This window comes from Methylobacterium sp. NPDC080182, from assembly GCF_050281105.1.
In the GTDB taxonomy this organism is placed as follows: domain Bacteria; phylum Pseudomonadota; class Alphaproteobacteria; order Rhizobiales; family Beijerinckiaceae; genus Methylobacterium.
The window spans coordinates 97,239-109,338 of the sequence record NZ_JBNNWO010000003.1 but is presented as its reverse complement, the minus strand read 5'-3'; the positions used below and the strand labels follow the sequence as shown (position 1 = coordinate 109,338).

The following is a 12,100-nucleotide window of genomic DNA, read 5'->3' as shown; positions in this document are numbered from 1 at the left end:
CCGCCGGCGGCGCACACCGGCTTTCGTCCCCTTCACGTCACGAGGACCACATGACCGACAACGACCTCGCCATCGGCGGCGGCGACGACGCCTTCACGCCCGAGGAGCAGGCTGCCTTCGAGGCCTATGAGCGCGGCGAGGAAGCCCCCGCCTCCGATGGTCTGACGCCGCCCGCAGCCGAGCCCGCCCCGGCCGCTGCCGAGCCGTCCGCGGCTGGTCCCGAGACCGCCGAGCCCGAGGCCGCTCCTGAGGCGCAGCCGCGCGACGAAAAGGGCAAGTTCGTCCCGCACGGTGCCCTGCACGAGGAGCGGGAGCGTCGGAAGGCGGTCGAGAAGGAGCGCGACGAGCTGCGCGAGCGGTTCGCCCGCGGCGACGAGCGCCTGCGCATCCTGTCCGAAGCAATGCAGCGCCCCACCGCCGCTCAGCCGGTAGCCGCGCCCGAGCCGGTGAAAGTGCCGGATCCGGCCGAGGATATCTTCGGGTACGCGAAGCACCTGGAGCAGCAGATCGAAGCGCTGCGCACCGGCCAGACGCAGCTCACCGAGAGCCAGAAGAAGGCCGAGGAGACCCGCCAGGCCGAAGCCGCGCGGAACGAGGTGATCGGGTTCTACCAGCAGGACCTCCGCACGGCGATCCAGGCCGATGCGTCGGTCGCGGATGCCTACGAGCACCTGTTCGCCGGCCGGGTGGCCGAGCTGACGCTGTTCGGCATGGACCGGAAGGACGCGATCGAGGCGGTGCGCGAGGAGGAGTTCAACCTCGCCCAGACGGCCCGCCAGCGTGGCCAGTCTCCGGCCGCCATGATCGCGGCGCTCGCCAAGAGCCGAGGGTTCGCCCCGAAGGCGCCGGAGGCCGCCCCGGCCCCGACCGCCGCGCCGGCGGAGACCGCCGCCGACAAGGCCGCGCGCGCCGCCGCGGGTCAGGCGGGCCCGGGCCGCTCGCTCTCGGCCGCCGGTGGCCAGCCGGCCGGCGAGATCACGATCGAGACGCTGTCCAGCATGTCCGAGGCGGACTTCGAGAAGCTGCTCGCCTCGAACCCGGCTCGCATCCGCGCTCTGATGGGCGGTTGACCGAGCCGGCCACTTTCAGTGACCGCAACCATTGGCCCTGTCGTTGGGCGTCCCCTTCGAGGCCACGATGGAGGCGCTTTCGGCAGGCCGCCGGCTCCTAATGGCCCTCTTCCTGGCGTGCCACGAACCTTTGCCAACCGTCCGATGGCCCGTTCACGCGGGACCGGTCAAGCTTCCACGTGGCATCGATGATCTTCGTGTGCAGGTGCGCGCGTTCAGTTGCCTTCAGAGGAGTGACGTCGTTTTTCTGATCGCCACGTTCGCCATACAGTCCTAAGAGCTCAATCTCGAACATCTCGGAGATCGCGTCGTCGACTTCCCTAGGGCACGGCACCGCGAGGAGCGCTTTTACCGCAGTCTCGAGAGCCGTGATGCGGGCGCGAAGCATAACGATTTCTGCTCGCGCATCCGTCAGATCGTTATCAGGCATTTTGGCTCCATGTAGGCTTGCCCGCGGGCTTGCCTAAATCTCGATCGAACGCTGATGCGCGGGCGAAATCTGGCGTCGCCGGATCAGGCGGCGCGGACGGTTGCGAGGAAGCGTGCGACCTCGGCGCCGAGATGCTCGGACTGCCGCGACAGTTCCGAGGCTGCCGACAGGACCTGGCTGGCCGCCGCGCCCGTCTCCTCCGAGGCCTGCGCCACGCCGGCGATGTTGCCCGTCACCTCGTTGGTGCCCGCCGAGGCCTGCGCCACGTTGCGCACGATCTCCTGAGTCGCCGCGCCCTGCTGCTCCACCGCCGCCGCGATCGAGGTGGCCACGTTGTCGATCTCGCGGATCCGCCCGGTGATGCCAGCGATCGACGTGACCGCCTGACCGGTAGAGCCCTGGATCTGCGTGATCTGGGCTGAGATCTCCGCGGTGGCCTTAGCGGTCTGCTCGGCCAGGGCCTTCACCTCGGCGGCAACAACGGCGAATCCACGACCGGCCTCACCGGCGCGTGCCGCCTCGATGGTGGCATTGAGCGCCAGCAGGTTGGTCTGGCCCGCGATACCCGAGATCATCCCGACCATGTCGCCGATCCGCGCCGCGTTCTGGCTCAGCGCCTGGACGAGGTGCACGGTCTGGTCGGCCTCGCCCACCGCGGCCTGGGCAAGGCTGGCCGAGCCCTGAACCTGCCGGCCGATCTCCTGCACCGACGAGCCGAGCTCCTCGGCGGCGGCCGCGACCGTGTTGACGTTGGTCGAGGCCTCCTCGGCGGCGGCCGCGACGGTGGTGGACTGGCTCGCCGTTTCCTGGGCGGTGGCGGTCATCTGCTGGGCGGTGGCCTGGAGCTCGGTGGCCGAGGACGAGACCAGGCCGACGATGCCGCCGACCGCGCGCTCGAAGCCGTCGGCGAGTTCGATCATGGTGCGCTTGCGCTCGGCGGCGGCGGCCGCGTCGGCGCGGCGCTTGACCTCTGCCTCCTCGGCGGCCTTGCGGGCGACCATGGCCTTGATGCCCTCGACCGCCTGACCGACGGCGCCGATCTCGTCGCCACGTGCGGCCTCCTGGATCTCAGCGTCGACCTCGCCGCGGGCCATCCGCTGCAGCACACCCACCAAGCTGCCCAGCGGGCGGGTGATGCCGAAGATCACGATCAGTGCCGAGAGCGCCATCGCGCCGATCAGGCCCGCGACGGAGGCGCCAACCAGCACGGTCTTAGCTGTGGTCACGGCCTGATCGGCATCGTCGCGGGCTTGGCGCAGCTCGGCATTCAGCCGTTCAACGCGACCTTGAACGAACGTCCGCATCTTCGTGCGCGCTGTAGAGGCTTCGGTCAGAAGGACTTTCGCGGCGGCGTCATTGTTATTTTTAAGGCCGAGGGCGTTTGACTTGTCCAAGGCATCGTAGAAGTCCTTGAGGATACCCTGCAGCGTCTGATTGGTGGCTTGCCGTTCAGGCGTATCGGCCATCGCGATCAGGGTGTTCACAGCATCGAGCGAGGCCTTAACAGTCGCGTCGTAGCGGGCTTTGTAGCCAGCCATCTCCCCATCACGGGTCTCCAGGATGAGATTGCGCGCCAGGACAGCCGCGTCGTTGGTGTTGACCTGGATTGCCAGGATGCGTTCGAGGCGAACAGCCTGTAGATCGACGATCTGGCGCGTCTGGCCGGCGAGCTGATTGAGCCCGCTTATGGCATAAAACACCAACCCCGCTGCCACTGCTGCCATGATAAGGAGCGGAACTGCTGCCTTGACTAGAATTTTTGAACTACGCAGCATAGCGGCACCGGAAATCCTGTTAACCCGGTCCTTCTTGAAGGTCGACGCCTAAATTACCCTTAAGGGAAAAGTTGTGGCGAATTTTATTTCGTCAAAATATTAAATCGGGCGTTAGAGTATTGCCCTTAGACAGACGATTTCTTCTGGCAGCTACTATTTATATTCGCAAGATTTTGAGCATATTGGCGCACTCATCCGGCGCCGCCCTACGCAACAGGTCAGGCCTACCAGGGTTGGATCGGGCTTGGAAATTCACTGCGGCAAGGCAGCTTCCTATGCGAGGGCCCTATCTGCGTTGCTGAAGTGGCCGAACAGGTAAGCGCCACACCAAGCTCGGCTCGATTTTCCAATTGACCCGACGGGCGAACCCGGTCAAAGGACTATCCGTCGCGAGACGTGCGGGCCCTGCCCCGTCTCCGCGACTCCCCGAGTTCCGTCCGGCCCCGTGCTGCACCCTGCTGTCACCAGCGGGGCGCTCGCACGTGTCCGGTCGTTCGTCTGATCCCCGCATAGGATCCGCCCGGCCGCGTCAGTGCCTTCGTCCGCGCCACGCACGGCGCCCGTCCGACCCCGTCCCCAACGGTCACTCTGGGGCCCGGCTTCCGTCCGCGCGCCGACGCACGGCCCGCACGAACCCTCCCCCACGGAATCCAGCCTTCAGAGGCACCCCATGTCCTACACCGCGTTCGGGCAGAACGACCCGATGGCCGTCAAGCTGTGGAGCAAGAAGCTCGCGGCCGAAGCCAACAAGTCCATCGACATCGATCCCCTGATCGGCATTGGCGACGACGCCGTGATCCAGGAGAAGACCGAGACCAAGAAGGGCAACGGCGACCAGGTCACCTTCGGCCTGCGCATGCAGCTTCGCGGCCCGGGCTTCTCCTCGTCCGACGTCGCCGAGGGCAACGGCGAGCAGATCGGCGTCAACTCCGACAAGGTCACCATCGACGAGCTCGGCGAGGTCGTCGGCGTGAAGTCGGAGAACACGATCGACCAGCAGCGCGTGCCGTTCAACCTGCGCGAGACCGCCCGCGCCGGCATCGCCGACTGGTTCCAGACCCGCCGCACGGTCTGCTTCTTCAACCACGTCTGCGGCTTCACCCCGGCCAACCAGCTCAACGGCGCCAAGAAGTTCACCGCCAACAACGTCGTCACCGCGGCGACGGCGGGCCGCATCTTCCGCCCGAACGGCCGGGCCGACGACGGCGCGCTGACCAACGCGGACGGCTTCACCCTCGACCTGATCGACAAGGCAGTCGAGCTGGCCAAGACCGGCGGCAAGAACCGCAAGGTCATGATCCGGCCGGTCGTGGTCGGCGGGCGCAAGCTCTACGTGCTGTACCTCGCCTCCGAGCAGGTCACGTCGCTGCGCACCAACACCGGCGCCGGCCAGTGGCTCGACATCCAGAAGGCCGCGATGGCCGGCATGCAGTCGAGCAAGAGCCCGATCTTCTCGGGCGCGCTCGGCGAGTACAACGGCGTCGTGCTCCGCGAGGCGCAGGACGTCACGGCGGGCGTCTCGCCCGACGGCATGTCCGCGGTGCCGCTCACCCGGCGCGCGGTGCTGCTCGGCGCCCAGGCGGCGACCATCGCCTACGGCAAGGCCGGCGGCGACACCCGGTACCGCTGGAACGAGGAGCTGCTCGACCACAAGCGGAACCTCGAGGTCTCGGCCTGGGCGATCTGGGGCCTGAAGAAGACGACCTTCAACGGCGACGACTTCGGCACGATCGTCATCCCGACCTACGCCAAGCCCGTCGACGCCTGATCGGCCGACGCTCCAGCCTGACGGCTGACCCGGGCCGGGGCCTCGCGCTCCGGTCCGCCGCTCCTCTCTGCCTGTCCCGAACCCGGAGGCCACCGTGCCCACCAACGTCACCCCGGTGCAGCCGCCCGCGCGCGAGCTGCGCGAGCAGGTCTCGCACACGATCCGCAAGACCGTGAACTTCGCCAACGGCGCCTTCGTCATGCCGGCCTCGCTGCCGGCCGGTGCGCTCATCACCTCGCTGCTCGTGCTGGTGGAGACCGCCTTCACGGCCGGCGCCTCCCTGACGCTCGGCACGTCCGCCGGCGGCAACGACCTCGCCGCCGCGGCCGACACCGCCGTCACCGCGGCGGGCGTGAAGCGCGTCGATACCGCGACCCTCAAGGGCCGCCTCGCCGCCGATACCCCGGTGTACGGCACCATCGCCGGCGCCCCGGCCGCGGGCGTGGCCACCCTCGTCCTGCACTACGCGCCGGACAACGACGGCTGATGTCGGCGTGGATGCTGCTGCACCTCGGCGCGGCGGTCCTGGCGGCGGAGCCCAGCGCCCCGCCGTCGCCCTCGAAGACGGAGACGGTGCCCGATGCCGACACAGGACGGGCGGCCGACGCTCGCCGATCTGTACGCGGAGATCGCGGACGACATCGAGCGCGCGGACCTCGGCCCGCAGATCGCGACCGCCGTTGACCGGGCGATCCGGTTCTACCAGCCGGATCGGTTCTTCTTCAACGAAGGCTTCGTGACCTTCCAGACCATGGCGGGCGCCGACGTCTACGCGTCCGGCGACGCCAACGGCATCCCCGACCTGATGGCGATCGACAGCGCCGTGATGCTCGACGGGGAGTGCCCGACCGTGCTCCAGCGCGTTGACGAGGCCTGGATTGAGAAGGGCGACCAGCCGACCAACCAGTCGCGGCCATGCGCCTACTCGTACTTCGACCGGTCCATCCGCCTGTGGCCGATGCCGTCGGACGCCTGGACGGTGCGGCTCATGGCGCATGTCCGGCTGCCGGCCCCGGCGCTCGACGACGCCAACGCCTGGACCGACGAGGCCTCCAGCCTGATCGCGGCCTGGGCGAAGCGGCACCTCGCCCGCAACGTCCTGCGCAGCCCGGCGATGGCCAGGGATCAGGCCGAGATCGTCGCCGAGGAGCTGAACGCCCTGCGCGGCCGCTCCAACGTCATCGCCTCCACCGGCCAGGTGCAGGCCTACTACCTCTGAGGCAGCCGTGGCCGCACCAATCACCGATCTGGCGAGCCTCAAGGCCGCCGTCCTGGACTACATCGCCCGCCCCGACCTCGCGGACGCGGTGCCGGGCTTCATCGCGCTGGCCGAGAGCCACTTCAACGCGATCCTGCGCGCGCGCGAGATGGAGGCGGAAGTGAGCCTCGGCACTGCCGCCGCGCCGGTCGCCGTGATGCCGCTGCCGGCCGACTTCATCGAGTGGCTCGCCGTCTCCTGGGCCGGCTCGGGCCGCACGGCGCGCCCGACCTTCGCGGAGGCCGACAGCCCGGAGGCGCGCTTCCGGCACCGCCCGGGCGGCGACCCGCAGTACTTCACGATCCGCGCCGGCAAGGTGCGCATGGTGCCGGAGAAGCCCGGCGCCGTGACGCTGGCCTACTATGCCGCGATCCCGCCGCTGACCGACGCGGCGCCCTCGAACTGGCTGCTGGCCAAGGCGCCGGACGCCTACCTCTACGCTGCCCTGGCGGAGGCCTACCTGTTCCAGAAGGACCCGGCCGCCGTGCAGGCGCACGCCGGCCTGATGCTCTCGGTGCTGAATGCGCTCGGGATCAAGGCCGACACGGCGAAGGTCGCCAAGCGCACCGGCCGCCCGGCCGAGCTGCAGGCCTCCGCCCAGGCCGTGGCGCGGCCCGAATAGCATGAACCCGATCAAGCTGGCGCCGTACGCGCCCGACACGGCCTCCGTCGACGCCTCGGTCTCGGCGGTCGCCACGAACGTCGTGCCGCGCTCGGACGGCTACGGCCCGGTCCTGGCGCCGGTGCCGCTGTCGCTCGCCCTGCCGGCGGAGTGCCGCGGCGCCATCGCGGTGTTCTCGCCGACCTACAACTTCCCGATCTACGTGGCCGGCACGGCGAAGGGCCTGTTCGTCTACAAGACGACCGATCAGGCGTGGCACGAGGTGACGAACCCGACCACATCCTACAGCGTGCCCCCGGGGGACTACTGGTCGTTCGCGGTCTACGGCACCCTCCTGCTCGCCTGCTCGGCCGGCACCCCGGTGCAGAAGGCGACGATCGACGTCCTGCAGGCCGGGTCGCAGCCGTTCGTGGACCTCGGCGGCAACCCGCCCCGGGCCCGGCACATGGGCGTGGTCGGCGACTTCCTCGTGCTGGCGGGCCTGCCCGACACGCCGCAGTCGGTGCGCTGGTCGGACAGCGGCGACATCGAGCAGTGGGGCCTCGGCTTGGCCCAGCACGAGGCCGACGAGCAGCTCCTGCCCGACGGTGGTGCCGTGACCGGGTTCGCCGGCGGCGAGTACGGCGTGATCTTCCAGGAGCGGGCGATCCGGCGCATGACGCTGAGCCCCGACTCCGGCAACGTCTTCGACTGCTCGGTGCTGGAGGAGAACCGCGGCGCGGTGGCGCCCTGGTGCATCGCCAAGGTCGGGCCGCGCATCTTCTTCCTCGACCGCGATGGGTTCTACGCCCTGGTGATCGGCGGCGGCCCGTCGCAGCCGATCGGCGCCGAGCGGGTGAACCGGTTCTTCTTCGGCCGGGTCGACCCGGAGCGCGTCGGGATGACGGTTGCGTTCCGGGACCCGACCGGCGAGCGGATCCTGTTCGCGTACCGGCTCGCCGGCACCGACGCGGCCGACCCGTCGCTGCTGGGCGAGGCGCTGCTGTACGACTGGCTCCTCGACCGCTGGTCGTTCCTCAACGTGCCGCTCCGCTTCGGCCTGTCTGCGGCCACGCCCGACGTCTCGGTCGACAGCATCGAGGGCTCGGTCGACGATCCGGGCCAGCCCTCGCTCGACGATCCGATCTACCAGGGCGGCGCGACGCTGCTGGCGGTGATGACCACCGACAACCGGCTCGCCCTGCTCGACGGCCCAGCCCTCGAGGCCACGGTGCAGACGCCGGACGCGATGCTGGCGCGGCCGAACCGCTCATTCCTGCGCGGCGCGCGCCTCGACACGGATGCCGACGACTGGCGCGTGGCCATCGGGGTGCGTGAGAGCCTCGCGGCATCCTCGCCGGTTCGCTGGCTGCCGGAGACGGCGCCGACGGTGGAGCGCATCGCCCCGACCCGGGCGTCGGGCCGGTACCACCGCGCCCGCGTGCGCATCCCGGCCGGCACGACCTGGTCCTACGTCTCGGCGATTGAGCCGGATGCGACCTCGGAGGGCGCACGATGAACGTCCCCGGCCAGAACGAGAAGGACCTGTCGCTGTTCGCCCGGGCGATCGGCGAGCTGGCCCGCGGTGCCACCAACGCGATCTCGGCCAACACCTTCACGCTCGCCAACGGCGTCTCGCGCACCACGGTGCCCTGCGAGAACGGCGGCTCGGGCGCCCTGCCCCGCTGGGTGCCGATCACGGAATCCGCCTCGAAGGCGACGGTGTGGCTGATCTCGGCCGACCGCCGCAGCTTCACCGTCGGGCACAACCTCGACGCGGCGACGGACCGGACCTTCCGCTACGAGATGCGCCGGGCCTGATGCACCTCCAGCCCCTGTCGATGCCGCTCGCGCCTGACCTCGCCGAGCGCGTCGAGGCATGTCTGACCGCCGCCTGCGCCCTGCCCCGCTGCGACCTGACCGTGGCCGGCCTGCTCGCCTCCTGCGCGGCCGGGCAGGCGCAGCTCGTCGGGATCTTCGACGGCGACCGGTTCGTGGCGGCGGGCGTGACGCAGGTCCGCCAGCACCGCGGCGGGCGCCTGTCCTGCTGGGTGCTGTCCCTCGGGGGCCGCGCGGCCGGCCCGTGGGGCGCGGTGATCGCCGCTGTCGAGCGCGGCGCCGCCCGGCTGGGCTGCACCACCGTCGAGTTCGTCGGCCGCCGCGGCTGGGCCCGCGTGCTGCCGGACTACACCGCCGCGCCCTGCGAGCTCGGCCACCACTTCACGAAGCGCATCGGGGCCTGACATGGGCGGCGGCACCAAGACCCAGACCACGGTCCAGCAGCAGAACAACGACCCGTGGGCGCCGGCGCAGCCCGCGCTCCAGGGCGTGCTCGCGGGCGCGACGAACGCCTACAACTCGGGCGTCGGCTCGCAGGTCTACACCGGGCCGCGCTACGCCGGCCTGGGCGACACCTCGCTCGCCGCGCTGGACACCATCGCCGGCAGCGCCAACGCGGGCCAGGGCGCGGCCAAGGCCGGCGACAGCTACCTGACCGGCCTGCTGTCGAACGGCGGCACCACCTCGGGCATCCAGTCCGCGCTCGCGGGCCTCGACAGCATCGGCAAGATCGACACGTCGCGCATCTCGTCGCTCGCCGACCAGATGGCGGACCCGAACAACCTCGCCTACTCGACCGCGCGCAAGCTCACGAACGGGGACTACAACCTCTCGACCTCGGGCTACACGGGCCTGCTCGACGGCCTGAAGGGCCAGACGCAGACGGAGAAGTCTCTCCAGGATGCCGCCGACGGCAAGTTCTTGGGCGGGGCGAATCCGTACCTCGATGCGGTGATCGGGCGGAGCCAGGGCGAGGCCGCCTCGACGATCGCGCAGAAGATGGGCGCGGCAGGCCGCAGCGGATCGGGGCGGTACGCGGCGACGATCGCCGACACCCTCGGCGGGATCGCCACGCAGGCGCGCTACACCGATTACGACAACGAGCGCACCCGGCAGGCGCAGGCGGCCACGGCGATCGATAGCTCGCGCAACGCCCGCACCAGCCTGCAGCAGGGGCTCTACGGCAGCATCAACAACGCCGAGCAGGCCAACGCCAACATCGCCCTGTCCGGCGCCGGCCTCTACAACTCGACCAACACGACCGCGCTCGGCGGCGCGACCGCGCTGGCCGGTGTCGACGGCCAGAACATCCAGAACGAGCTCCAGAAGTCCGGCATGAAGCTGTCGGCGGCGCAGTCCGACCGGGCCGCGGCGATGGCCGGGCTCGGAATGGTCGACCAGAATATCAAGAATTTGCAGGCGCCCGGTCTGACCCTGGCCGGTGTCGGCGCCGCCCTCGACGCCGACCGGCAGGGGCAGCTCGACGCCGCTCAGCAGCAGTTCGCGGACCAGCAGAGCAGCCCGTGGCGCCAGTTGGGTCTCTACGCTGGCATCGTGGATCCCATTGCCGGAATGGGCGGCTCGTCCAGCGGCACGTCGGTTCAGCGCACCCCGCAACCGTCGCTCCTCCAGCAGGGCCTCGGCCTCGCCGCGGGTGTCGCCGGTCTCGGCAGCATGACCGGCGCCTTCGACAGGCAGGCGCCCGGCTCGTCGGGCTGGCTGTCCGGGCTGTTCCGGTAGGAGAGCACCATGTCCTCAGGCATCGTCCCGTTCGGCGCCCTCCCGCAGTTCGCCGGCCTCTCGCCGGATGATCTCGCGCGCCTCGCTCGGTCGCAGCAGCCGGCCGCCCCGTCCCCGGTCGACGGCCTGCTGTTTGACCGGGCCGGGATGGGCGGCCAGGGCGGCTTCTCCGGCACATCGGGCACCATCGTGCCGCCGGCCGTCGCCGCGCAGCCGGAGCCCGGGGCCGAAGCGCCCGCCCCGCGCGCCATGCCCGCCCCCCCGGTTCGGCCGCTGAATTTTGGCAGTCTGCCCGCCCCGTCCGCGCCCGCGGAGCCCGCCCCGACGCCGGCCGGCCCCGCGCCGACGACCACGGGGAGCGTCGCGCCCTCGTCCGCCGCTGCGCCGGAGCCGGCCAGTGGCGGGAGCATCTTCGGCCGCCTCGGCGACCCGCGCGTCGCCAACGTGCTGCTCGGCATCAGCCAGGGGCTTCTCAGCACGAAGGGCTTCGGGCCCGGCATCGCCGCCGGCATTGGCGCGGCCTCGAAGCTGAACAAGGATCAGGCCGTCACCGATCTTGCGCAGGCCGAGTACGGGCTGAAGGCGCAGAAGGCGCGGCAGGAGGCCGGCGCCCTGACCGGGAACGCCGCGATCTTGAAGCGGGCCTACCCCGCCCTCTCGGATGCGGAGGCGCAGGCGCAGGCGTCGAATGGCTCGACCGTGACCGAGGCGCTCAAGATCCTCCGGGACCCGAACCACGGCCGCGACAACGATCCCGCCATCATCCGCGCGAAGGCGCAGGCGCAGGCCGAGGGTTCGGCCGCCGGCAAGCCGGACGACACCTATTCGCCCCTCTCGGAGGCGGATCGCGTCGCCCGCGGGCTGCCGGTTGGGGCCTATCAGGTCGACAGCAAGAACAAGGTCTCGCCGGTCAACCCGACCGGGACCACGATCAACATGGGGGGCGAGAAGGCGTACGACGCCGAGGTCGGGAAGACCTACGCCAAGCAATTCTCGGACTTGATGACCTCGGACCGGAACGCGGGCGCCAAGCTCAACTCCCTCGCCCTGATGGAGCAGCAGATGGGCCAGCCCGGGTTCTACTCGGGCTTCGGCGGCGAGCAGGTGAAGCGCGCGAACCAGCTCCTCGGCGCGCTGGGCATCAAGGATCCGAAGGCGGCCTCCGGAGCCGAGGCGGTCGCCGCCCTGTCGAACCAGGTCGTGCTCGATCAGCTCGGCGGCTCGCTCGGCGCCGGCGTGTCGAACCCGGACCGCGACTTCATCGTGGAGATCGGCCCGGGCCTCGGGAAGACGCCTGAGGGCAACAAGCAGCTCATCGGCATCTACCGCGCCATGGCGCAGCGCCAGCAGCAGGTCGGGCAGATGGCACGCGACTATGCCAAGGCCAACGGCGGCCGGATCGACGCCGGCTTCGACGAGCAGGTCTCGCGCTTCGCGAACGACAACCCGCTATTCCCGGCGGCGAGCCGGGCGGCGCAAGCGCAGTCCGATGGCGTGTCCGGTCCGACGGCCGCGCCCGGCCTCGCGGCCCCGCGCACCCAGGCCGACTTCGATGCTCTGCCGAAGGGGGCGATGTATGTCGACCCCGCCGACGGCCGCCGCTACCGGAAGAACTGACC

At 70.4% G+C, this 12,100-nt stretch carries 12 protein-coding genes; 10 read left to right on the top strand and 2 right to left on the bottom strand.

From position 1 onward, the window contains the following. The first annotated feature begins 50 nt into the window (after window positions 1–50). Window positions 51–1,070, top strand: a complete 1,020-nt coding sequence (locus ACQKQD_RS06495) for a hypothetical protein (protein WP_427507839.1) — start codon at window positions 51–53, stop codon at window positions 1,068–1,070. Between the two features lie 97 nt (window positions 1,071–1,167). Here ACQKQD_RS06495 and ACQKQD_RS06490 read toward each other — a convergent pair whose 3' ends face one another. Continuing rightward, complete coding sequence (locus tag ACQKQD_RS06490) at window positions 1,168–1,500, bottom strand: hypothetical protein (protein ID WP_427507838.1); 333 nt, start codon at window positions 1,498–1,500, stop codon at window positions 1,168–1,170. A gap of 83 nt (window positions 1,501–1,583) precedes the next feature. After that, window positions 1,584–3,275: a methyl-accepting chemotaxis protein gene (locus ACQKQD_RS06485; protein WP_427507837.1), complete on the bottom strand. Its 1,692-nt coding sequence runs from the start codon at window positions 3,273–3,275 to the stop codon at window positions 1,584–1,586. A 670-nt stretch (window positions 3,276–3,945) separates the two neighbouring features. Between ACQKQD_RS06485 and ACQKQD_RS06480 the strand changes: the two genes are divergently transcribed. From ACQKQD_RS06480 to ACQKQD_RS06440, 9 genes are all read left to right on the top strand, one after another. Continuing rightward, window positions 3,946–5,043 (top strand): N4-gp56 family major capsid protein, encoded by a 1,098-nt coding sequence (locus tag ACQKQD_RS06480; protein WP_427507836.1) that lies wholly within the window; start codon window positions 3,946–3,948, stop codon window positions 5,041–5,043. 94 nt (window positions 5,044–5,137) lie between these two features. Beyond that, window positions 5,138–5,530 carry a hypothetical protein gene (locus tag ACQKQD_RS06475; RefSeq protein ID WP_427507835.1) on the top strand — a complete coding sequence of 131 codons (393 nt, stop codon included), beginning with the start codon at window positions 5,138–5,140 and terminating at the stop codon, window positions 5,528–5,530. Window positions 5,531–5,623: 93 nt separating this feature from the next. Further along, complete coding sequence (locus ACQKQD_RS06470) at window positions 5,624–6,262, top strand: hypothetical protein (RefSeq protein WP_427507834.1); 639 nt, start codon at window positions 5,624–5,626, stop codon at window positions 6,260–6,262. Window positions 6,263–6,269: 7 nt separating this feature from the next. Next, window positions 6,270–6,923 carry a phage adaptor protein gene (locus tag ACQKQD_RS06465; protein WP_427507833.1) on the top strand — a complete coding sequence of 218 codons (654 nt, stop codon included), beginning with the start codon at window positions 6,270–6,272 and terminating at the stop codon, window positions 6,921–6,923. A gap of 1 nt (window position 6,924) precedes the next feature. Then, a complete protein-coding gene (locus ACQKQD_RS06460) occupies window positions 6,925–8,421 on the top strand; it encodes a hypothetical protein (RefSeq protein ID WP_427507832.1) in 1,497 nt (498 codons plus the stop codon). Then, window positions 8,418–8,723 (top strand): hypothetical protein, encoded by a 306-nt coding sequence (locus ACQKQD_RS06455; RefSeq protein ID WP_427507831.1) that lies wholly within the window; start codon window positions 8,418–8,420, stop codon window positions 8,721–8,723. Before ACQKQD_RS06460 ends, ACQKQD_RS06455 begins: the two co-directional genes overlap by 4 nt. Then, entirely contained in the window at window positions 8,723–9,145 is a 423-nt protein-coding gene (locus ACQKQD_RS06450; RefSeq protein WP_427507830.1) for a hypothetical protein, read from the top strand. The genes ACQKQD_RS06455 and ACQKQD_RS06450 overlap by 1 nt, the downstream gene beginning before the upstream one ends. Before the next feature lies 1 nt (window position 9,146). Beyond that, window positions 9,147–10,481: a hypothetical protein gene (locus ACQKQD_RS06445; protein ID WP_427507829.1), complete on the top strand. Its 1,335-nt coding sequence runs from the start codon at window positions 9,147–9,149 to the stop codon at window positions 10,479–10,481. Between the two features lie 9 nt (window positions 10,482–10,490). Then, complete coding sequence (locus ACQKQD_RS06440; protein ID WP_427507828.1) at window positions 10,491–12,098, top strand: hypothetical protein; 1,608 nt, start codon at window positions 10,491–10,493, stop codon at window positions 12,096–12,098. Window positions 12,099–12,100 lie beyond the last annotated feature (2 nt).